Source organism: Wolbachia endosymbiont (group A) of Lasioglossum fulvicorne, from assembly GCF_964028605.1.
Classification (GTDB): Bacteria; Pseudomonadota; Alphaproteobacteria; order Rickettsiales; family Anaplasmataceae; genus Wolbachia.
The window spans coordinates 658,472-680,552 of the sequence record NZ_OZ034798.1 but is presented as its reverse complement, the minus strand read 5'-3'; the positions used below and the strand labels follow the sequence as shown (position 1 = coordinate 680,552).

16 protein-coding genes, 2 rRNA genes and 10 pseudogenes are annotated in these 22,081 nt (G+C 36.8%); 16 read left to right on the top strand and 12 right to left on the bottom strand.

The window, feature by feature from the left end; all coding sequences use genetic code 11:
• Positions 1 to 103: 103 nt before the first annotated feature.
• From ABWU71_RS03685 to ABWU71_RS03665, 5 genes and pseudogenes are all read left to right on the top strand, one after another.
• A protein-coding gene (locus ABWU71_RS03685) for an IS5 family transposase (protein WP_353284353.1) occupies positions 104 to 896 on the top strand; the annotation gives its coding sequence in 2 pieces (ribosomal slippage) (positions 104 to 367 and positions 369 to 896; 792 coding nt in all).
• Positions 897 to 1,269: 373 nt separating this feature from the next.
• Positions 1,270 to 2,062 (top strand): IS5 family transposase gene (locus tag ABWU71_RS03680; RefSeq protein ID WP_265023453.1). Its coding sequence is split into 2 segments (ribosomal slippage): positions 1,270 to 1,533 and positions 1,535 to 2,062, totalling 792 coding nucleotides; the frame shifts between segments, so codons are not numbered across the junction.
• 133 nt (positions 2,063 to 2,195) lie between these two features.
• Positions 2,196 to 3,521: a dihydroorotase gene (locus ABWU71_RS03675; RefSeq protein ID WP_353284811.1), complete on the top strand. Its 1,326-nt coding sequence runs from the start codon at positions 2,196 to 2,198 to the stop codon at positions 3,519 to 3,521.
• 212 nt (positions 3,522 to 3,733) lie between these two features.
• A pseudogene (locus tag ABWU71_RS03670) lies at positions 3,734 to 4,039 on the top strand (IS630 transposase-related protein); the annotation flags it as partial.
• Positions 4,040 to 4,099: 60 nt separating this feature from the next.
• Positions 4,100 to 4,892 (top strand): IS5 family transposase gene (locus ABWU71_RS03665; protein ID WP_265023453.1). Its coding sequence is split into 2 segments (ribosomal slippage): positions 4,100 to 4,363 and positions 4,365 to 4,892, totalling 792 coding nucleotides; the frame shifts between segments, so codons are not numbered across the junction.
• On the opposite strand, the gene ABWU71_RS03660 is transcribed toward ABWU71_RS03665, so the two are convergent.
• Positions 4,864 to 5,292, bottom strand: a complete 429-nt coding sequence (locus ABWU71_RS03660; RefSeq protein WP_353284810.1) for a hypothetical protein — start codon at positions 5,290 to 5,292, stop codon at positions 4,864 to 4,866. The genes ABWU71_RS03665 and ABWU71_RS03660 overlap by 29 nt on opposite strands.
• Before the next feature lie 120 nt (positions 5,293 to 5,412).
• Between ABWU71_RS03660 and ABWU71_RS03655 the strand changes: the two genes are divergently transcribed.
• A protein-coding gene (locus tag ABWU71_RS03655) for an IS630 family transposase (RefSeq protein WP_353284367.1) occupies positions 5,413 to 6,272 on the top strand; the annotation gives its coding sequence in 2 pieces (ribosomal slippage) (positions 5,413 to 5,737 and positions 5,737 to 6,272; 861 coding nt in all).
• Here the strand turns inward: ABWU71_RS03655 and ABWU71_RS03650 are convergent.
• Positions 6,185 to 6,802, bottom strand: a complete 618-nt coding sequence (locus ABWU71_RS03650) for a hypothetical protein (protein WP_353284809.1) — start codon at positions 6,800 to 6,802, stop codon at positions 6,185 to 6,187. The two genes, ABWU71_RS03655 and ABWU71_RS03650, sit on opposite strands and share 88 nt — an antisense overlap.
• A gap of 184 nt (positions 6,803 to 6,986) precedes the next feature.
• On the opposite strand from ABWU71_RS03650, the gene ABWU71_RS03645 reads away from it, so the two are divergent.
• Positions 6,987 to 8,288, top strand: a complete 1,302-nt coding sequence (locus tag ABWU71_RS03645) for a phosphomannomutase/phosphoglucomutase (protein ID WP_410530593.1) — start codon at positions 6,987 to 6,989, stop codon at positions 8,286 to 8,288.
• Positions 8,289 to 8,394: 106 nt separating this feature from the next.
• On the opposite strand, the pseudogene ABWU71_RS03640 reads toward ABWU71_RS03645, so the two are convergent.
• From ABWU71_RS03640 to ABWU71_RS03630, 3 genes and pseudogenes are all read right to left on the bottom strand, one after another.
• Positions 8,395 to 8,727: pseudogene (locus ABWU71_RS03640) on the bottom strand (PD-(D/E)XK nuclease family transposase); the annotation flags it as partial.
• Between the two features lie 24 nt (positions 8,728 to 8,751).
• Positions 8,752 to 9,611, bottom strand: a protein-coding gene (locus ABWU71_RS03635) for an IS630 family transposase (RefSeq protein ID WP_353284076.1) whose coding sequence is annotated in 2 segments (ribosomal slippage) — positions 8,752 to 9,287 and positions 9,287 to 9,611 — 861 coding nt in all. Because the reading frame shifts where the segments join, the coding sequence is not laid out codon by codon here.
• 62 nt (positions 9,612 to 9,673) lie between these two features.
• Positions 9,674 to 9,871 (bottom strand): annotated as a pseudogene (locus ABWU71_RS03630) (PD-(D/E)XK nuclease family transposase); the annotation flags it as partial.
• Between the two features lie 46 nt (positions 9,872 to 9,917).
• On the opposite strand from ABWU71_RS03630, the pseudogene ABWU71_RS03625 reads away from it, so the two are divergent.
• Positions 9,918 to 10,127, top strand: a pseudogene (locus tag ABWU71_RS03625) (transposase); the annotation flags it as partial.
• 61 nt (positions 10,128 to 10,188) lie between these two features.
• Positions 10,189 to 10,822, top strand: a pseudogene (locus ABWU71_RS03620) (IS5 family transposase); the annotation flags it as partial.
• A 28-nt stretch (positions 10,823 to 10,850) separates the two neighbouring features.
• Here ABWU71_RS03620 and ABWU71_RS03615 read toward each other — a convergent pair.
• Positions 10,851 to 11,533 (bottom strand): annotated as a pseudogene (locus ABWU71_RS03615) (IS630 family transposase); the annotation flags it as partial.
• 62 nt (positions 11,534 to 11,595) lie between these two features.
• Here ABWU71_RS03615 and ABWU71_RS03610 point away from each other — a divergent pair.
• Positions 11,596 to 12,455 (top strand): IS630 family transposase gene (locus ABWU71_RS03610; protein ID WP_353284076.1). Its coding sequence is split into 2 segments (ribosomal slippage): positions 11,596 to 11,920 and positions 11,920 to 12,455, totalling 861 coding nucleotides; the frame shifts between segments, so codons are not numbered across the junction.
• Here ABWU71_RS03610 and ABWU71_RS03605 read toward each other — a convergent pair.
• Positions 12,456 to 12,662: pseudogene (locus tag ABWU71_RS03605) on the bottom strand (IS630 transposase-related protein); the annotation flags it as partial.
• Between the two features lie 64 nt (positions 12,663 to 12,726).
• On the opposite strand from ABWU71_RS03605, the pseudogene ABWU71_RS03600 reads away from it, so the two are divergent.
• Together ABWU71_RS03600 and ABWU71_RS03595 are read left to right on the top strand one after the other, a co-directional pair.
• A pseudogene (locus ABWU71_RS03600) lies at positions 12,727 to 12,885 on the top strand (transposase); the annotation flags it as partial.
• A gap of 5 nt (positions 12,886 to 12,890) precedes the next feature.
• Positions 12,891 to 13,376: pseudogene (locus ABWU71_RS03595) on the top strand (IS630 family transposase); the annotation flags it as partial.
• Between the two features lie 353 nt (positions 13,377 to 13,729).
• Here the strand turns inward: ABWU71_RS03595 and ABWU71_RS03590 are convergent.
• The 3 genes from ABWU71_RS03590 to pstC all read right to left on the bottom strand — a co-directional run bounded on the left by ABWU71_RS03590 (position 13,730) and on the right by pstC (position 16,704).
• The gene (locus ABWU71_RS03590) at positions 13,730 to 14,074 is read right to left on the bottom strand and encodes a F0F1 ATP synthase subunit epsilon (protein WP_264732108.1); all 345 of its coding nucleotides are present in this window, start codon (positions 14,072 to 14,074) and stop codon (positions 13,730 to 13,732) included.
• 12 nt (positions 14,075 to 14,086) lie between these two features.
• Positions 14,087 to 15,514 (bottom strand): F0F1 ATP synthase subunit beta, encoded by a 1,428-nt coding sequence (gene atpD / locus ABWU71_RS03585; RefSeq protein WP_353284891.1) that lies wholly within the window; start codon positions 15,512 to 15,514, stop codon positions 14,087 to 14,089.
• A gap of 101 nt (positions 15,515 to 15,615) precedes the next feature.
• Positions 15,616 to 16,704, bottom strand: a complete 1,089-nt coding sequence (pstC, locus tag ABWU71_RS03580) for a phosphate ABC transporter permease subunit PstC (RefSeq protein WP_265014438.1) — start codon at positions 16,702 to 16,704, stop codon at positions 15,616 to 15,618.
• A 107-nt stretch (positions 16,705 to 16,811) separates the two neighbouring features.
• Here pstC and rpmH point away from each other — a divergent pair, with 107 nt between their 5' ends.
• From rpmH to ABWU71_RS03565, 3 genes and pseudogenes are all read left to right on the top strand, one after another.
• On the top strand, positions 16,812 to 16,946 hold the full coding sequence (rpmH, locus tag ABWU71_RS03575; RefSeq protein WP_006279898.1) for a 50S ribosomal protein L34: 135 nt from the start codon (positions 16,812 to 16,814) through the stop codon (positions 16,944 to 16,946).
• A gap of 67 nt (positions 16,947 to 17,013) precedes the next feature.
• Positions 17,014 to 17,289: pseudogene (gene rnpA, locus ABWU71_RS03570) on the top strand (ribonuclease P protein component); the annotation flags it as partial.
• Between the two features lie 85 nt (positions 17,290 to 17,374).
• Complete coding sequence (locus ABWU71_RS03565; RefSeq protein WP_353284807.1) at positions 17,375 to 17,638, top strand: hypothetical protein; 264 nt, start codon at positions 17,375 to 17,377, stop codon at positions 17,636 to 17,638.
• An 85-nt stretch (positions 17,639 to 17,723) separates the two neighbouring features.
• Here the strand turns inward: ABWU71_RS03565 and rrf are convergent.
• Both rrf and ABWU71_RS03555 read right to left on the bottom strand, forming a co-directional pair.
• Positions 17,724 to 17,830: ribosomal RNA gene (rrf, locus tag ABWU71_RS03560) — 5S ribosomal RNA — on the bottom strand.
• 66 nt (positions 17,831 to 17,896) lie between these two features.
• Positions 17,897 to 20,662: ribosomal RNA gene (locus tag ABWU71_RS03555) — 23S ribosomal RNA — on the bottom strand.
• 335 nt (positions 20,663 to 20,997) lie between these two features.
• On the opposite strand from ABWU71_RS03555, the gene ABWU71_RS03550 reads away from it, so the two are divergent.
• Positions 20,998 to 22,074, top strand: a complete 1,077-nt coding sequence (locus tag ABWU71_RS03550; RefSeq protein WP_353284806.1) for a methyltransferase domain-containing protein — start codon at positions 20,998 to 21,000, stop codon at positions 22,072 to 22,074.
• Positions 22,075 to 22,081: the final 7 nt, after the last annotated feature.

Sequence of the window (22,081 nt, the reverse complement as noted above, 5' to 3'; positions counted from 1 at the left end):
CTGTTGTTGCAGGAGGAGCTTCAGGTTTATTTTTAGGCTTAGAACCTGTACATGATCTCAAGAAAGGAATAAACTAAGAGATAATATATATAAGTTAGGATATATGAGGAGTTTATACCCAAGTGATATAAGTCGGGAAAGATTTGAGATTATGTTACCAGATCTAGAGTACTGTAGAAAAAAAACAAAACCAAGGAAACTTGATTTGTATGATGTATTTTGTGGAGTGTTATACGTTCTGAAAAGCGGTTGTCAGTGGAGAATGCTACCAAAAGAGTTTCCAAAATGGCGCAATTGTTACGACTATTTTAAGAAGTGGAGTGAAAAACCAGATGCAGATAAAGAAAGTGTTCTGGAGCTGGTGTTAAAAAAAAATAGTTGGCGTGGTCCGACAAAACAATGGTCGGAAAGAAAAAACCAGCTTCTGCATAATTGATGCACAGAGTGTAAAAAATGCAGATACTGCTGAAGAAAAAGGCTATGATGCAGGCAAAAAGATTTCAGGAATAAAACGCCATATTGCAGTAGATACGCAAGGTTTGCCCCATGCAATTTATATAACAACAGCAGAGATAACTGACCGTAGCAGTGCTGTGAGAATGGTCGAAAATGCAAAAGAAAACCTCTCGGGAGTTAAAAATGTGCTGGTTGATGCAGGCTATACTGGAGAGAATTTTGCAACTCAAATAAAAACGATTATTGGTGCAACCGTTGAAGTGATAAAAAGAAATGAATTACATTCCTTTGTTGTATTGCCCAAAAGATGGTTTGTGGAGCGATCTTTTGCTTGGTTAGAAAAATGTAGAAGATTGTGGAAAAATTGTGAGCGAAAACTCAATACTAGCCTACAAATGGTCGTTCTGGCTTTCACTGCCTTACTTCTGAAAAGATTATGAACAGGCTCTTAGATCATATCTATGCAACCCATTCCCTTCATCAGAAGATGGTTTTTTGCGCTTTCGTTGATGCCTAGACGCCTCTGATTTTTTAGCACTACCTGCAAAAACATTAGCAAAATGTAAAGATTTACCAGGACGATCTTCAATCTTTTTTTTAAGATTACCAAGAGACTCATCTTCTTTTTCGGTATCTTTAGCTCCCTCAGACTGATCTGGCAACTGCTCATTAGAAGGATCAAATAAATTTTTTTTCTTAGCAAGATATTCTAAATTATCATATTGAGACGAGCATTTCTTTCGTTCTCTTAGAACCTGTACATGATCTCAAGAAAGTAATAAACTAAGAGATAATATATATAAGTTAGGATATATGAGGAGTTTATACCCAAGTGATATAAGTCGGGAAAGATTTGAGATTATGTTACCAGATCTAGAGTCCTGTAGAAAAAAAACAAAACCAAGGAAACTTGATTTGTATGATGTATTTTGTGGAGTGTTATACGTTCTGAAAAGCGGTTGTCAGTGGAGAATGCTACCAAAAGAGTTTCCAAAATGGCGCAATTGTTACGACTATTTTAAGAAGTGGAGTGAAAAACCAGATGCAGATAAAGAAAGTGTTCTGGAGCTGGTGTTAAAAAAAAATAGTTGGCGTGGTCCGACAAAACAATGGTCGGAAAGAAAAAACCAGCTTCTGCATAATTGATGCACAGAGTGTAAAAAATGCAGATACTGCTGAAGAAAAAGGCTATGATGCAGGCAAAAAGATTTCAGGAATAAAACGCCATATTGCAGTAGATACGCAAGGTTTGCCCCATGCAATTTATATAACAACAGCAGAGATAACTGACCGTAGCAGTGCTGTGAGAATGGTCGAAAATGCAAAAGAAAACCTCTCGGGAGTTAAAAATGTACTGGTTGATGCAGGCTATACTGGAGAGAATTTTGCAACTCAAATAAAAACGATTATTGGTGCAACCGTTGAAGTGATAAAAAGAAATGAATTACATTCCTTTGTTGTATTGCCCAAAAGATGGGTTGTGGAGCGATCTTTTGCTTGGTTAGAAAAGTGTAGAAGATTGTGGAAAAACTGTGAGCGAAAACTCAATACTAGCCTACAAATGGTCGTTCTGGCTTTCACTGCCTTACTTCTGAAAAGATTATGAACAGGCTCTAAGAACCAAATCTTTAGGGTAATGAAAGCACTTTAATTCAAGACAGCTCTTAGTCTGTGTTTTAATTTGGTTGTGTTTTATTAAAAAAACTTTAGATTTATTTTATAATCGATACTCAGATATAATGACTCAAACTTGGAATTTGTTGCAAACAGGGCAAAAGGAAGGCTATAAAATTGCGTATACTAATGCTTGTATTATCGACCCGGAAACTAAACTTGATATAAAAGGTTCATTATTGACTGAAGGGGATAAAATTGTTGACTTTGGTGAATCATTATTTTCAACAAATGGGGTTGATGAAACAATAGACTGTGAAGGGCTTGTTCTAATGCCAGGCCTTATTGACATTCACGTACATTTTCGTGAACCAGGTCAGGAACATAAAGAAACTATATATACAGGCAGCAAATCTGCAGCTGCGGGGGGAGTTACAACTGTAGTTTGTCAGCCGAACACTGTTCCAGCAATTGATAGCGTTGTTTTGGCTAAATATTTGAAATATAGAGCACTTGAAACTTCACATGTAAACGTTGAATTTTACGCTAAAATCACCACTTCGGAAGAAAAGTTGACTGAAATGGGACTTTTAAAGGAAGCAGGTGCGGTTGGGTTCACTGATGATGGCATGCCAGTTATGAACCCAATGATTATGAGACAGGCGCTGCTTTATTCAAGTATGCTGAATGTCCCTATTGCGCAACATGCAGAAGATTTAAATTTATCTGCTGGTGGCGCAATCAACGAAGGTAAAATTTCTGAAGAATTGGGAGTAAAGGGGATCTTGAGTGCGTCAGAATCGGTTATGGTAAGTCGTGATATACTGCTAATGAAGGATATGGAAAATGTGCACTACCATATTCTACATGTCTCTTCAAAAGATTCACTTGATGCCATTAAACGTGCAAAAGATTTGGGATTAAATGTTACGTGCGAAGTAACCCCTCATCACTTCACTTTGACTGAAGATATAGTAAAACAACATGGAGCAATTGCAAAAATGAACCCGCCACTTCGCACTGAAGAAGATCGTTTAGCTATGATTGAAGGTTTAAAGACAGGTGTGATTGATTGCATTGCAACTGACCACGCTCCGCATGATCGTAGTTCTAAAGATCTGCCACTTGAAAATGCTGCATTTGGTATTGTTGGTCTTGAAACAATGCTGCCCCTTTCACTTGAACTTTACCACAGTGGGCAAATGGGTCTACTTGATGTGCTCGCAAAATTGACATATAAGCCTGCAGATATAATACACATACCACGTGGTCGTATACAAAAAAACCTTGCTGCAGACTTAATTTTAGTTGACCTCAATCATGAATGGGAAATTAAAACTGACAACTTTGCTAGTAAATCAAAGAATTCCCCTTTCGATGGGCGCAAAGTAAAAGGACATGTAGTACGTACTGTTGTGTCCGGCAAAACTATATACTCACAGAAGAGTTAGTTATCATATCTTATCTATTCCAATTTATTATCACCAGAATGGTCTAAGTGCACCTAAATTTAAATTAAGAAATCTTAGTCAAATCCACTGTCTCCGAATAAATGCATCCTCTTACTTTTTCAACTATCGGTTCTATGATATAGTGATTTATAGCTCTTTTCATAGAAGTCCGGATGTGATAAGATAAGAATAGACGATGATAAGGAGGTTGAGTGCCAGCAGCATATAGTTATGACTTAAGGAAAAAAGCAATGGAAGCGCTAGAGGAGGGAGGAAGCAGAGAAACAGTGGCAGCAAGATTTAAAATTGGACGAACTACTTTATGGGAGTGGCAGCAAAGAAGAAAAGAAACAGGAGACTTTCAATCAAAAAAACTTGGAAATGGAGGTTACAATCACAAAATTACCGACTGGGATGCCTTTGCTAAATTTGCCAGAGAAAACGGAGGAAAGACTCTGTCGGAAATGGCTAAACTTTGGGGCAACGTTAGTATCCAAACGATCCACCGAGCTCTCAGAACCTGTACATGATCTCAAGAAAAGAATAAACTAAGAGATAATATATATAAGTTAGGATATATGAGGAGTTTATACCCAAGTGATATAAGTCGGGAAAGATTTGAGATTATGTTACCAGATCTAGAGTCCTGTAGAAAAAAAACAAAACCAAGGAAACTTGATTTGTATGATGTATTTTGTGGAGTGTTATACGTTCTGAAAAGCGGTTGTCAGTGGAGAATGCTACCAAAAGAGTTTCCAAAATGGCGCAATTGTTACGACTATTTTAAGAAGTGGAGTGAAAAACCAGATGCAGATAAAGAAAGTGTTCTGGAGCTGGTGTTAAAAAAAAATAGTTGGCGTGGTCCGACAAAACAATGGTCGGAAAGAAAAAACCAGCTTCTGCATAATTGATGCACAGAGTGTAAAAAATGCAGATACTGCTGAAGAAAAAGGCTATGATGCAGGCAAAAAGATTTCAGGAATAAAACGCCATATTGCAGTAGATACGCAAGGTTTGCCCCATGCAATTTATATAACAACAGCAGAGATAACTGACCGTAGCAGTGCTGTGAGAATGGTCGAAAATGCAAAAGAAAACCTCTCGGGAGTTAAAAATGTACTGGTTGATGCAGGCTATACTGGAGAGAATTTTGCAACTCAAATAAAAACGATTATTGGTGCAACCGTTGAAGTGATAAAAAGAAATGAATTACATTCCTTTGTTGTATTGCCCAAAAGATGGGTTGTGGAGCGATCTTTTGCTTGGTTAGAAAAATGTAGAAGATTGTGGAAAAATTGTGAGCGAAAACTCAATACTAGCCTACAAATGGTCGTTCTGGCTTTCACTGCCTTACTTCTGAAAAGATTATGAACAGGCTCTTATAATCTTTGTGTATTTCTTGTTCATCGTAGTCATCGTCAATGTATTCATCAGTGATTTCAGACTCTTCATCACCAATCTCGCTTTCAACAGAAGAAGAACTTCTACGTGAAGAAGGTGTGCTAGGAGAGGAATACCCACTGCTGCTTGGTGTAGGTGACTGTGGTGATATATGTGGATCTTTTGTAAATATTTCCTCTGCTGGTACTTGCTGATCGTCTACACTCCTGGACATGTCAGTAAAAGCTTGATGCAGAGTTTTTCCATTGATAAAAACTTCTTTATTCTGCTCAACTAATTTTAATATTTTATCTTTTGTTTCCTCTGGTGTGAACTTTAAATCACCAAATTTTGGCTTACCAATAACACTCTGTATACCACCAGAATCCAATTTTACGGTCATGCTACAGTCTATGCTGTTACCTTCATAATCCTTAGCCTGCCAGTTATAGCTCTTTTCATAGAAGTCCGGATGTGATAAGATAAGGATAGACGATGATAAGGAGGTTGAGTGCCAGCAGCATATAGTTATGACTTAAGGAAAAAAGCAATGGAAGCGCTAGAGGAGGGAGGAAGCAGAGAAACAGTGGCAGCAAGATTTAAAATTGGACGAACTACTTTATGGGAGTGGCAGCAGAGAAGAAAAGAAACAGGAGACTTTCAATCAAAAAAACTTGGAAATGGAGGTTACAATCACAAAATTACCGACTGGGATGCCTTTGCTAAATTTGCCAGAGAAAACGGAGGAAAGACTCTGTCGGAAATGGCTAAACTTTGGGGCAACGTTAGTATCCAAACGATCCACCGAGCTCTCAGAAAAATTGGATTTACGCGCAAAAAAAGACATATGGATACAAGGAAAGAAACGAAGAAAAACGTGCTGAATTCTTAAAAATTATAGCAACAAAAGAACCAGAAAACTTAGTTTATATAGATGAGTCTGGCATTGATAACACAGAGGACTATCCATATGGGTATTGCCAGAAAGGACAGCGGTTTTATGGCCTAAAATCTGGAAAGAAAACTCAACGAATCAGTATGGTTGCAGCCTTAAGTAGAAGAAAGATAGTTGCTCCATTAACCTTTGAAGGCCAATGTAATATGGATGTTTTTAATGGATGGTTTGAGCAATTTTTGACACCGATCTTGGAACCTGGACAGACTGTCATTCTTGACAATGCTACTTTTCATAAGTCTGGTAAGATTATCGAGCTTGCTAGAGGAGTTGGTGCAGAAATTTTGTATCTGCCGCCGTATTCTCCAGATTTCAACAAAATTGAGCATCATTGGTTTGCTATAAAAAACAGAGCTAGGAAAAACATTCCTCTATTCGAATCCTTTCGTCGTGCTGTTGATTCTGCCTTCCTATGACCTGTTCGGACTATTATAAGAAATGCTATAATGGTCATTTCACATGAACCGGAGCCAGTAAAATCATAGTGCCTCTCAGTACCATTTTTCTTGCTTGCGGTTATTTGACTATCTTTCCCTAAAGATATGTTATAAACCTTACCTTCACTGCTGGCCCCTAAAATATTGCTAATTTCTATTGGTTTTTCTTCATTTTCAAATCTAATTTTGAAGCCATTATCCTTTGCTGGATACACTAAAAAATTTTGATCCGGTAAAGATGCTTCAAATTCTCTATGTGTTTCATTTATTGATTGCTCAAATTTTTGGAACTCCTTTTCCCACTTTGAATTTATCTGTCCTGTAATGTCCTCATCTTTGCGTAAAGGACCAATAAAATACCAGATTAAATTTTTTTCCTCCAATTGTTTTATAGTCTCTTGAAAGCTGCTACAAGATTTAATCGCATCTAAAATATCCTTTTTTTGCTGTTCATCTACATTTAAACTTTGACTCTCAGCTATAAATATACTTTCGTTTTCCTGTGGCATAATTTTACATCTTTAAAGAATATACTATAATATTAACAGATTTTTTTAAAAAGTCAACTAATCATTGAGTAAATAAACTTGAGCACTTGTCCATTATGTTATATAGTAGTTACTCCTTAAGCAGTGCAGTATGGACAATACCATTATAAGAAAATACGATATTAGAGGTATAGTAGGCAAAGATTTGCAGATTAATGATGGGTACGAGATAGGTAGAAAGTTTGGCCAAACCGTAGCTAGTGTTTGTGTCGGCTACGATAGCAGAATAGATTCACCAAGTATAGAAAGAGAATTAATTAGGGGCTTAACTTTATCCGGTGCAAACGTTATACGCGTTGGACTATGCTCTTCACCTATGCTCTACGCTGCAACACAAATCACGCAGGCGGATCTTGGTATTGTAATAACTGCCTCTCATAACCCCAGCGAATATAATGGCTTTAAATTTTTTAGTAATAAAAAAGTCTTCTCAGATCAAGAGATAAAGGAAATTATAAGCAATCCAATTAAAGACAGTACAAGAATTGGAAGCTTAATTAACATAAATATATATAGTGAGTACATTCGCATATTAAAAAGTGCAGTGAAGAACGATACTACACAGAAATTAAAAATAGCCTGGGATTGTGGAAATAGTCCAGCAAGTGGAATTATAAGGTATATTGAAAAGATCTTGCCTGGTCATACACACATCGTAACCAATAACTCTATAGATGGGGCATTTCCACTGCATGATCCAGATCCCATAGAGGAAAAAAATCTCGCTCAATTAATTGACATTGTGAAGGAATATGGATGTGATCTTGGCATTGCGCTAGATGGCGATAGCGATAGGGTGCGCTTAATTGATAATAAAGGCAACGTTGTTTCCAATGACCATTTATTTATAATTTTTGCACGTGAAGTGTTGGAGGAATATCCAGAAAGCAAAGTTATTGCTAACGTAAAAATGAGTATGAAAGTGCATGATTTTGTTAGTAAGTTAGGAGGGCAAGTTATTACCTGCGCTACTGGACATTCACTAGTTAAGAAGAAGATGGTAGAGGAAGAGGCAAAGTTTGCTGGTGAATTAAGCGGGCACTTCTTCTTTTCTGAGCTAGGTTTTGATGATGGGCTATATTCTGCTGTTAAAGCAGTTGACATTTTGCTTAAGAAAAACCAAAGCCTATCTCAGGTAATTGAGGATTTACCGAAGTTATATATCATTCATGAAGTAAAGATTGTAGTGAAAGATGAGAAAAAATTTCAAATAATTGAATCAATAAAGAAAACACTGGAGAAGCAAAATATTGTATTTTCAGATCTTGATGGTGTTAAAGTAACCGATAATAAAGGTTGGTGGCTTCTTAGGGTATCAAATACGCAAAACTGCATTACAGCAAGATGCGAAGGAGAGACTTTAGAAGGTTTTGAACTTACTAAAAAGGTTTTGTTCCATTACATTGATGAAGCAAGGTCTTTAAATTGTAGCTACTCACAGAAATAAATTTGATTTATAAAATTGGCATAAAAGTATAAAGATAAATAGGCTAAATGTACTTATCACCTGGTCAGGCTGCAGCATTATTTCGTGTAACCGTTTGCGGGTCCACTTAATTCTGCAATTCTTTGATCTCACTCATGGAGAGGCCAGTAAACTTAACAATAGTGGTGACATCAACATTATTAGCCAGCATTGTTTTTGCAACTTCAATTTTTCCTTCCTTTTTAGCATCATCAAGCTTTTGAGCGAGAACAGCCTGCTCATCACAAATACGTTTTATTTCCTGTTCGTAGGCAATAAATTCTTTCTCTGACCAGTTGAATCTATTTAGTTCTTCATATGCTTTTTTGATTATTACATCACTTCCTATTATTTTTTCCAATTCTTTTTCGCTAGTTTCATCTGCATACTTGAAAAAGTAGATCCATTTTTCAACTATAGCATTTCTCATAATAGTCCGAACAGGTCATAAGAAGGCAGAATCAACAGCACGACGAAAGGATTCGAATAGAGGAATGTTTTTCCTAGCTCTGTTTTTTATAGCAAACCAATGATGCTCAATTTTGTTGAAATCTGGAGAATACGGCGGCAGATACAAAATTTCTGCACCAACTCCTCTAGCAAGCTCGATAATCTTACCAGACTTATGAAAAGTAGCATTGTCAAGAATGACAGTCTGTCCAGGTTCCAAGATCGGTGTCAAAAATTGCTCAAACCATCCATTAAAAACATCCATATTACAGTGGCCTTCAAAGGTTAATGGAGCAACTATCTTTCTTCTACTTAAGGCTGCAACCATACTGATTCGTTGAGTTTTCTTCCCAGATTTTAGGCCATAAAACCGCTGTCCTTTCTGGCAATACCCATATGGATAGTCCTCTGTGTTATCAATGCCAGACTCATCTATATAAACTAAGTTTTCTGGTTCTTTTGTTGCTATAATTTTTAAGAATTCAGCACGTTTTTCTTCGTTTCTTTCCTTGTATCCATATGTCTTTTTTTGCGCGTAAATCCAATTTTTCTGAGAGCTCGGTGGATCGTTTGGATACTAACGTTGCCCCAAAGTTTAGCCATTTCCGACAGAGTCTTTCCTCCGTTTTCTCTGGCAAATTTAGCAAAGGCATCCCAGTCGGTAATTTTGTGATTGTAACCTCCATTTCCAAGTTTTTTTGATTGAAAGTCTCCTGTTTCTTTTCTTCTTTGCTGCCACTCCCATAAAGTAGTTCGTCCAATTTTAAATCTTGCTGCCACTGTTTCTCTGCTTCCTCCCTCCTCTAGCGCTTCCATTGCTTTTTTCCTTAAGTCATAACTATATGCTGCTGGCACTCAACCTCCTTATCATCGTCTATCCTTATCTTATCACATCCGGACTTCTATGAAAAGAGCTATATACTCTCCAATTGGTCTTCCTTAGTTTTAGGAAATTTTGGCAATTCAATAAATGTAAAATAAAAGTCTTTTAAATCATGTTCATTAGTATCTTCATCACGAATAGTATGCTTTGATTTATACTCAGACTTATTAGGAAACAAGATACAATCAGCAATAGCTATAAAAATGATTTCTTTAAGAACCTGTACATGATCTCAAGAAAGGAATAAACTAAGAGATAATATATATAAGTTAGGATATATGAGGAGTTTATACCCAAGTGATATAAGTCGGGAAAGATTTGAGATTATGTTACCAGATCTAGAGTCCTGTAGAAAAAAAACAAAACCAAGGAAACTTGATTTGTATGATGTATTTTGTGGAGTGTTATACGTTCTGAAAAGCGGTTGTCAGTGGAGAATGCTACCAAAAGAGTTTCCAAAATGGCGCAATTGTTACGACTATTTTAAGAACCTGTACATGATCTCAAGAAAGGAATAAACTAAGAGATAATATATATAAGTTAGGATATATGAGGAGTTTATACCCAAGTGATATAAGTCGGGAAAGATTTGAGATTATGTTACCAGATCTAGAGTCCTGTAGAAAAAAAACAAAACCAAGGAAACTTGATTTGTATGATGTATTTTGTGGAGTGTTATACGTTCTGAAAAGCGGTTGTCAGTGGAGAATGCTACCAAAAGAGTTTCCAAAATGGCGCAATTGTTACGACTATTTTAAGAAGTGGAGTGAAAAACCAGATGCAGATAAAGAAAGTGTTCTGGAGCTGGTGTTAAAAAAAAATAGTTGGCGTGGTCCGACAAAACAATGGTCGGAAAGAAAAAACCAGCTTCTGCATAATTGATGCACAGAGTGTAAAAAATGCAGATACTGCTGAAGAAAAAGGCTATGATGCAGGCAAAAAGATTTCAGGAATAAAACGCCATATTGCAGTAGATACGCAAGGTTTGCCCCATGCAATTTATATAACAACAGCAGAGATAACTGACCTTAGCAGTGCTGTGAGAATGGTCGAAAATGCAAAAGAAAACCTCTCGGGAGTTAAAAATGTACTGGTTGATGCAGGCTATACTGGAGAGAATTTTGCAACTCAAATAAAAACGATTATTGGTGCAACCGTTGAAGTGATAAAAAGAAATGAATTATAGCATTTCTCATAATAGTCCGAACAGGTCATAGGAAGGCAGAATCAACAGCACGACGAAAGGATTCGAATAGAGGAATGTTTTTCCTAGCTCTGTTTTTTATAGCAAACCAATGATGCTCAATTTTGTTGAAATCTGGAGAATACGGCGGCAGATACAAAATTTCTGCACCAACTCCTCTAGCAAGCTCGATAATCTTACCAGACTTATGAAAAGTAGCATTGTCAAGAATGACAGTCTGTCCAGGTTCCAAGATCGGTGTCAAAAATTGCTCAAACCATCCATTAAAAACATCCATATTACAGTGGCCTTCAAAGGTTAATGGAGCAACTATCTTTCTTCTACTTAAGGCTGCAACCATACTGATTCGTTGAGTTTTCTTCCCAGATTTTAGGCCATAAAACCGCTGTCCTTTCTGGCAATACCCATATGGATAGTCCTCTGTGTTATCAATGCCAGACTCATCTATATAAACTAAGTTTTCTGGTTCTTTTGTTGCTATAATTTTTAAGAATTCAGCACGTTTTTCTTCGTTTCTTTCCTTGTATCCATATGTCTTTTTTTGCGCGTAAATCCAATTTTTCTGAGAGCTCGGTGGATCGTTTGGATACTAACGTTGCCCCAAAGTTTAGCCATTTCCGACAGAGTCTTTCCTCCGTTTTCTCTGGCAAATTTAGCAAAGGCATCCCAGTCGGTGATTTTGTGATTGTATAGCTCTTTTCATAGAAGTCCGGATGTGATAAGATAAGGATAGACGATGATAAGGAGTTTGAGTGCCAGCAGCATATAGTTATGACTTAAGGAAAAAAGCAATGGAAGCGCTAGAGGAGGGAGGAAGCAGAGAAACAGTGGCAGCAAGATTTAAAATTGGACGAACTACTTTATGGGAGTGGCAGCAAAGAAGAAAAGAAACAGGAGACTTTCAATCAAAAAAACTTGGAAATGGAGGTTACAATCACAAAATTACCGACTGGGATGCCTTTGCTAAATTTGCCAGAGAAAACGGAGGAAAGACTCTGTCGGAAATGGCTAAACTTTGGGGCAACGTTAGTATCCAAACGATCCACCGAGCTCTCAGAAAAATTGGATTTACGCGCAAAAAAAGACATATGGATACAAGGAAAGAAACGAAGAAAAACGTGCTGAATTCTTAAAAATTATAGCAACAAAAGAACCAGAAAACTTAGTTTATATAGATGAGTCTGGCATTGATAACACAGAGGACTATCCATATGGGTATTGCCAGAAAGGACAGCGGTTTTATGGCCTAAAATCTGGAAAGAAAACTCAACGAATCAGTATGGTTGCAGCCTTAAGTAGAAGAAAGATAGTTGCTCCATTAACCTTTGAAGGCCACTGTAATATGGATGTTTTTAATGGATGGTTTGAGCAATTTTTGACACCGATCTTGGAACCTGGACAGACTGTCATTCTTGACAATGCTACTTTTCATAAGTCTGGTAAGATTATCGAGCTTGCTAGAGGAGTTGGTGCAGAAATTTTGTATCTGCCGCCGTATTCTCCAGATTTCAACAAAATTGAGCATCATTGGTTTGCTATAAAAAACAGAGCTAGGAAAAACATTCCTCTATTCGAATCCTTTCGTCGTGCTGTTGATTCTGCCTTCCTATGACCTGTTCGGACTATTATAAGAAATGCTATAACCTCCATTTCCAAGTTTTTTTGATTGAAAGTCTCCTGTTTCTTTTCTTCTTTGCTGCCACTCCCATAAAGTAGTTCGTCCAATTTTAAATCTTGCTGCCACTGTTTCTCTGCTTCCTCCCTCCTCTAGCGCTTCCATTGCTTTTTTCCTTAAGTCATAACTATATGCTGCTGGCACTCAACCTCCTTATCATCGTCTATCCTTACCTTATCACATCCGGACTTCTATGAAAAGAGCTATACATTCCTTTGTTGTATTGCCCAAAAGATGGGTTGTGGAGCGATCTTTTGCTTGGTTAGAAAAATGTAGAAGATTGTGGAAAAATTGTGAGCGAAAACTCAATACTAGCCTACAAATGGTCGTTCTGGCTTTCACTGCCTTACTTCTGAAAAGATTATGAACAGGCTCTTAAAAATTATAGCAACAAAAGAACCAGAAAACTTAGTTTATATAGATGAGTCTGGCATTGATAACACAGAGGACTATCCATATGGGTATTGCCAGAAAGGACAGCGGTTTTATGGCCTAAAATCTGGAAAGAAAACTCAACGAATCAGTATGGTTGCAGCCTTAAGTAGAAGAAAGATAGTTGCTCCATTAACCTTTGAAGGCCAATGTAATATGGATGTTTTTAATGGATGGTTTGAGCAATTTTTGACACCGATCTTGGAACCTGGACAGACTGTCATTCTTGACAATGCTACTTTTCATAAGTCTGGTAAGATTATCGAGCTTGCTAGAGGAGTTGGTGCAGAAATTTTGTATCTGCCGCCGTATTCTCCAGATTTCAACAAAATTGAGCATCATTGGTTTGCTATAAAAAACAGAGCTAGGAAAAACATTCCTCTATTCGAATCCTTTCGTCGTGCTGTTGATTCTGCCTTCCTATGACCTGTTCGGACTATTATGAGAAATGCTATAAAAACAGATTTTGATTTGATAATACTAATAAAATCGATTTATCTTAAATTTACGTTGACTTTTACCTGTTATTTTTTGTAGTTTATCCAACGTAAATTCCAGGTAAAACAAAGTCGTTATCTCCAACCGTTACAACCAACTCTCCTTCTTTAATTTTTATTTGATTAGGTGTATGGTCCCATACCATCACACTCTGGGATCATACACCTAAAGTACTCCGACACTGGGATGACACCCCGGGGTTTCTGGGATGACAAAAAAGAGCCCCCTGAGCAAAAATCTTATAGCCACTTGAATGATAATTGACTTTTTGCCTAAAATAACTAAGAAAGAAACTTCTCATCAAGATAACTTAAATATATACTAATTCTCTTATTTTTAAACGATTTCTCATCATGAATTGCATGATCAAAAACCTGAATTTGACTTGTTATAATACTACAATTATTATTTGCAACTTCTAATACGCCACTATCAATTACAACCTTCTTTTCTGTTTGGTTACTCATTTTAACAGTAATCATACCAGGCAATAAATAAATTAAGTAAGGAGCATGGTGAGCTAAAATCATAAGCTCCCCTTCGAGCCCAGTTACTGAAAGAGAAACCACTCCACTGAATGAAATTTGATCATCAGGAGAGAAAAATTGCACTTTAAAAGTATTCATAATCTTTAACTTTTATTTAGCTTCAGCTTGTATTAATTCAGCCTTTTTTATTGCTTCATTTATATTCCCCACCATATAAAAAGCAGCCTCTGGTAAGTGATCATATTTGCCTTCAACAATCCCTTTAAAACTGGAAACAGTATCAGAAAGTGAAACAAATTTACCAGGCATGCCAGTAAATATTTCTGCAACGTGAAAAGGTTGAGAAAGAAATTTCTGAATCTTACGAGCCCTATCAACAATAATTTTATCTTCATCAGATAGCTCATCCATACCAAGTATTGCGATAATATCTTGCAGTGATTTATAAGTTTGCAATATACGTTTCACCTCAGAAGCTACCTTATAATGTTCTTCACCAATGATTTCAGCAGATAAAGACTGAGAAGTTGAATCAAGTGGATCAACAGCAGGGTATATTCCCATTTCAGCTATTTGCCTTGACAACACTGTGGTGGCATCAAGGTGAGAGAACGTAGTTGCTGGGGCTGGATCAGTTAAATCGTCCGCAGGAACATATATAGCTTGCACAGAAGTAATAGAGCCAGAAGTTGTTGAAGCTATTCTTTCTTGCATTGCACCCATATCAGTTGCAAGGGTTGGCTGATAACCAACAGCTGACGGTATTCTTCCAAGTAAAGCAGAAATTTCAGAACCAGCTTGTGTAAATCTAAAGATATTATCCACAAAAAATAGAACATCTTGGTTTTCACGGTCACGAAAATACTCCGCCATAGTAAGCGCCGTTAAAGCAACTCTAGCCCTTGCTCCAGGAGGCTCATTCATCTGACCATAAACCAAAACAGCTTGAGATTTTTCATGCTCATTTATATTTATTACATTTGAAGTGATCATCTCGTGATAAAGATCGTTACCTTCACGCGTTCTCTCCCCTACCCCGGCAAACACAGAAAATCCTTTATGAGCTTTTGCTATATTATTAATTAATTCCATTATCAGGACTGTTTTACCAACACCGGCTCCACCAAATAAGCCAATTTTTCCTCCTTTAAGATAAGGTGCAAGAAGATCTATAACTTTTATTCCCGTAACTAAAACTTCTTCCTGTATTCTCTGTTCAGTAAAACTTGGAGGTGCTCTGTGTATAGGCTCTAAGTTATATTTTCCCTTCAGTGGAACACACTCATCTATAAGCTCTCCAACAACATTAAAAATCCTTCCTAAAGTTGAACGCCCAATTGGCACCGATATTGGTGCACCTGTATCAACAAATTCATCCCCCCTTGACATGCCATCTGTGCTATCCATAGCAATACAACGAACTATATTGTCACCTATATGCTGCGAAACTTCTAAAACCAGCTCCTTATCCTTATATTTTAGTTTGCTTTTTAAAGCATTAAATATTTTAGGCAATTCACCTTCAAATTTTATATCAACAACTGCTTGAGTTACCTTAATCGCTCTACCTATATTCATCTCTTTATTTTTATCACCTAACACTATAATTCCATAAAAGAACTTCTAAAGAAAATAAATTTTATATTATTAATAGAAATTTTGCAACATTAAAACGCTTACTAGTTACGCTTCATTACAAACAATGCAAATGCATTTAATAGCCAAGTAATAATAAACAATACTAAGCTAAGCGCATAAGCAGCAAGAGTTTGTACACTATTGAAATCCTGATCTCCGGTAAGTAATGTAGCGATCTGCACGGTAATGGTAGTAACTGAATTAAGAGGGTTAAAAGTCAAATTTGCGTTGATTCCCACAGCCATTAGCACAATCATTGTTTCACCTATCACTCTTGAAATTGACAATAAAATTGCACTTAAAATTGTAGGCATTGCATAAGGTATTGTTATATGCCATATAGTTTCCGCTGGAGTTGCGCCAAGTGCCATGAAGCCATAACGCAAGCTTTTTGGAACAGATCTTATGGCATCTTCGAGTAAAGAAATAATAAAAGGAAGAATCATTATCCCAATCGATAAACCGGCAACTAAGGCACTTTCTGAGTGTATACTTAAACCAAAAAAATTTGCTACCTGCTTTATAAAGAAAGACAAAAACACAACCGCGAAATATCCATATACAACCGTAGGAATAGCAGACAAAACTTGCAAAGTTGTATTAACAATATAACGCACTTTCTCACTCGCATATTCACTAATATATATTGCAGAAAATAAACCAAGTGGAACGACAACTAACATTGCTATAATAGTTATAAGTAATGTACCAACTAAAAGCGGCGCTATACCAAAACATCCTATCTTCTCTTCATTGATAGTGACTACATTGTGGCCCCATTTCAAGCAAAACAAGAATTCTGAAATAGCTACTTTATTAAAAAAATTAATGGATTGAATAAAAATAGATAGCATTATAAATAAAGTGATAAAAAATGATATGGCCAAAGCCACAAATAACGAAAGTTTTATTATCTTATTTCTTTTATTTTTAAAGATAAAAGCAAGCATGAAAAAAAGTAACGCTATAGAAATAAAAGTTACAAAACAATTATTATAGAATACTAACAACCAAGTTAGCATCCATACACAACTAAGATATAGATAAGATTTAACCTTATTTACTTCTTGAAACCTACTAAAACAAAATAAAAGGATTAGTAAGACAGGTATGACTATCACCGAATTCATTCTCCCATGCATCAAATTTTATTCTACGAAAATGTCATACAAGTTCACCATCATTTGACAATAAAGTAAAACAATTTAAAATAAATAATTATATTAATATAAAAACAATGAAGAGAACATTTCAACCAAAAAATTTAATAAGAAAGCGCAGACATGGATTTCGTTCACGTATGGCAACAAGAGCTGGAAGAAAAATCCTTAATAGGCGCCGTTCATTAGGGTGTAACAAATTATGCGCATAGTAAGTATAAAAAAAAAGATTTTTCCTTTGCTTTCAAAAATAAGTTAGCACTCAGCAGTCTTTTTTATCGTGGGCTTTATATATCACTGTACGCTATAAAAGAAAGAGAACCTAAAAAGTACACTCACACTATTAGAGTAGGTCTGGCTATCAGTAAAAAAGCCGGAAAAGCAGCAAAAAGAAATAAAATAAAAAGGCAACTACGAATGCTTGCTAAAATTAGCATTTTAAATATAAGCAATATAGGGCACTACTACATAATACTAACTCATAGAAACATTATGCAAGCAAGTTATAAAAACTTACAAAAAGATCTAACTATTTGCTTAAAAAAGATAAAATAAAAAAAATCTCAATTAAGGTATTTACAACTATATTTTTTATGATAATATAGGTAAAATTTTTAAAAATAGTTAATGGGTGTGGTGAATGGTGGAGCATATAAAAGAGGTAAATAACACAGGCTTTGGTCAGATGTATCAATTCTTATTTCTTCCTAAAGGAACAGGGACAGATTGGAGGTCAGCATTTCGCCAACAAGAAGAATTATTTAAAAAAGTGGGAGGTAATGTAATATTACCAGAAATCAGTAATTCTCCTTCAAAAGGGAATCAATTAGGGAAAGTAGGAACAATGCTAAATAATGTAGAAAACGACCAAGAACATATAAGAAAAAAAAGACATCGTGGTTAAAGTAAAAACTTAAAGAATAGTAACACAACAAGAAAGTTACAATATAAGTATACCTACTATCCAATTAACAAAGAAATTTTTATAAACTTGGCGGCGACCTACTCTCCCTTTTCAAGTACCATCAGCGCTAAAAAGTTTCACTTCCGAGTTCGAGATGAGATCGGGTGGTTCATTTTTGCTATAGCCACCAAGTCAATAAAAATTTCTAACTTAACAATTTTAACTTAATATTTAACACTGCATACACACATACAGAAAGCAAATAAATCAATCAGGCTATTAGTACTAGTTAGCTTCACATGTTACCATGCTTCCACACCTAGCCTATCAACGCGGTAGTCTTCCACGGCCTTAATTGGGAAATCTTTTTGAAGAGGGTTTCTTGCTTATATGCTTTCAGCAATTATCCCATCTATACATAGCTACCCAGCGATGCTATTGGCATAACAGCTGGTACACCAGAGGTATATCCATCTCGGTCCTCTCGTACTAGAGTCAGACCTTCTCAAATTTCCTTCACCCACGGCAGATAGAAACCGAACTGTCTCACGACGTTCTAAACCCAACTCACGTATCACTTTAATCGGCGAACAGCCGAACCCTTGGGACCTTCTTCAGCCCCAGGATGTGATGAGTCGACATCGAGGTGCCAAACGGTGTCGTCGCTATGAACGCTCGAACACCATCAGCCTGTTATCCCCGGCGTACCTTTTATCCGTTGAGCGATGACCCTTCCATACAGAATCACCGGATCACTATGACCGACTTTCGTCTCTGCTTGGCTTGTCAGCCTCGCAGTCAGGCAAGCTTATGCCATTATACTATCAAGCTGATTTCCGACCAGCTCTAGCTTACCTTCGCACGCCTCCGTTACTTTTTAGGAGGCGACCGCCCCAGTCAAACTACCCACCATACAATGTCCTAGTTCCAGATAATGAAACATAGTTAGATATCAAAAGTGTAAAGGGTGGTATCTCAAGGTTGACTCCATTATAGCTAGCGCCATAACTTCAAAGTCTCCCACCTATCCTGCACACCACACTTTTAATAGCAATGTAAAGCTATAGTAAAGGTGCACGGGGTCTCTTCGTCTAACCGCGGGTACCCCGCATCTGCACGGGGAATTCAATTTCGCTGAAGTGATGTTGGAGACAGTGGAGAAATCGTTACGCCATTCGTGCGGGTCGGAACTTACCCGACAAGGAATTTCGCTACCTTAGGACCGTCAGTGTTACGGCCGCCGTTTACTGGGGCTTCAATTCGGAGCTTGCACCCTTCCTATTAACCTTCCAGCACCGGGCAGGCGTCAGACCCTATACTTCCACTTACGTGTTTGCAGAGTCCTGTGTTTTTAGTAAACAGTCGCTACTCCCTATTTTGTGCCACCTACTCATAGTTGCCTAAAAGCAGGTTACCCTTCTTCCGAAGTTACAGGTATAATTTGCCGAGTTCCTTCAACATCATTCTTTCAACACCTTAGTATACTCTACTCATCTACCAGTGTCGGTTTGCGGTACGGCCTCATAAATATAAGTGCTATTTCCTGGAGCTTCTTTTAAGCATAGATCAATCCAATAAGATCTATACAAATACGAAACCCGTCACACTTAAGAGGTTTAGGAATATTAACCTAATTGCCATCGACTACTCCTTTACGGACTCGCCTTAGGAACCGACTAACCCTACGCAGATTAACTTAACGTAGGAACCCTTAGATTTTTGGTGAGAGTGTTTTTCACACTCTTTTACGCTACTTATGTCAGCATTCTCACTTCCGATATCTCCAGCAGTTTTCACAAACCACCTTCACAGACTTACGGAACGCTCCGCTACCGCGCCTATTGATCGAAACCAATAAGCACTCACATCTTCGGTACACAGCTTTAGCCCCGGTACATTTTCGGCGCAGAAAAACTTATTTAGACAAGTGAGCTGTTACGCTTTCTTTAAAGGATGGCTGCTTCCAAGCCAACCTCCTAGCTGTAATGGTTTTTCTACTTCCTTCCCCACTTAGCTGTAATTTTGGGACCTTAGATAGTGATCTGGGTTGTTTCCCTTTCCACCACGGACTTAGCACCCGTAGTGTGCCTGCTGTATAACTAATTGTTGGTATTCGGAGTTTAGTTAGATTTGGTAAGACGGTGAATCCCCCTAGTCTATCCAGTGCTCTACCCCCAACAACATACATACAACGCTCTACCTAAATAGATTTCGCGGAGAACCAGCTATTTCCAAGTTTGATTGGCCTTTCACCCCTAATCACAACTCATCCAATAATGTTGCAACATTAACTGGTTCGATCCTCCAGTGTGTTTTACCACACCTTCAATCTGGTCATGACTAGATCACTTGGTTTCGGGTCTAATCCATAAAACTAAAACGCCCTATTCAGACTTGCTTTCGCTACGCCTACACCTAACGGCTTAAGCTTGCTTCATAGATTAACTCGCTGACCCATTATGCAAAAGGTACGCCGTCACTCTAAATATCAATCAATTGATATAGAGCTCCAACTGTTTGTAAGCACTTGATTTCAGATTCTATTTCACTCCCCTCCCGGGGTTCTTTTCACCTTTCCCTCACGGTACTTGTTCACTATCGGTCGTTAAGGAGTATTTAGGCTTGGAGGATGGTCCCCCCATATTCAAACAGGATTTCACGTGCCCCGCTCTACTCAAGGATTTAAAAACTTTCTACTTATACAGGACTATCACCTTCTATGGTTACTATTTCCAGAGTATTCTAATTCTTATTCTTAAATCACTAGCCTTTTCCGCTTTCGCTCGTCACTACTAACAGAATCTCGGTTGATTTCTTTTCCTTTGGCTACTTAGATATTTCAGTTCACCAAGTTTGCTTTACATACTTAGTATGTAATAACTAGCTAAGCTAGTTGGGTTTCCCCATTCGGAAATCTGCGGATCAAAATTCGTTGACAATTCCCCACAGCTTATCGCAGCCTGCCACGTCCTTCATCGCCTCTTAACGCCAAGGCATCCATCAAGTGCTCTTAATAATTTATTTATCCGACTATATGCAGAATATGCAGAGTTAAATATTATTAAAATTGAATTGAGATTAAATTAATCTCTACCATAAAACTTGTCAAACATCTAAAAACTAAATTAATCTTTTATATATTATAATCTAACAAATAATATGTCAACGCCTTTTTGCACAAAACATTTACTCATATTATCAACAACAATATACTAGCAATCCTAAACAGTATAATCTAAGAAATATGCGGTAAACTTATATATACAGTAAAAATTAATGAAAAAGATACTTTGTAAGATAAAATGTGTTAAAATCAATTGCCTAAAAATGATAATGAACATTCGGAGTATTTCTAATGTATGAAAAGTAATCTCTCTTTTATAAAAAACGTTGCTTTAAATTGTATGTCTAAGCTCATTGGTGTATTAAATATTAAGAAAGTAAAACACTTCATTGTGAATAAATATAATACTCTTCATAAAGAAATGACAGTGCTTCTTAAAAAATCTAAGAACCTGTTAAATACCAACATTGAAATCGGTTTATATCACTTTTATAAAGGTAGCATATCAGATGCAAAGTTACGATTTTGGTTAATTAGCATATTTTACCCCCATTTACCTATAGTCTGGTATAACATCGGAAGGTGTCATTTTGCGGTAGGGAATACTAACAAAGCTTATAATTATTTAACAAGGACACTAAAATTAGATAATGACCACGAGGAGGCGTCTTACTATATAAAAAAAATGACAAACTCAGCGCCTATTACAGAATTGCCAAAAAACCTCATAAGACAATATTTTGATTACACAGGTGAATATTTTGTTGAGCATTGGTTGATTGCCAAACAATATAGAGGGCATGAACTTGTACACATGATAATTACAAAAATCTTCAACAACTCCACTTCTGAGCTCAATATACTTGACCTTGGTTGTGGAACTGGAATATGTGGTCATTTCTTGAAAATAAATAGTATTGGAAGCCACATAACAGGAATTGACATTTCAAGTAGAATGCTAAATATCGCAAGAGGATGCTTTATAAAAGGTAAGCCTGTTTACAATGAATTAATACATATGGAAATGAAAGAGTTTCTTAAACAAGAGAAAAACCAGCAGTATGATGTAATTATCTTTGCTGAAGTGCTACATTATCTACATGACTTTCAAGAAGAATTGGAATTAGCAAAAAGATCTACGAGCAAAAAAGGGGTTATTGTATGTTTAATAAGAAGAAAGGAAGGTGAAGGTATTGACTTTGTAAACAAAGGAGACTATTTTCGTCACTCAGAAAGTTATGTTCAACATGTTGCAAAAGAAATAAATATGCAAATAAGTTATATGCGTTACTGTAAAATATATGGCAGTCAGGTTGACGGTATCTTGTTTGCATTACAGCATCAACAAGAAAATCCGAAAAACCCAACTTAAAAATCGC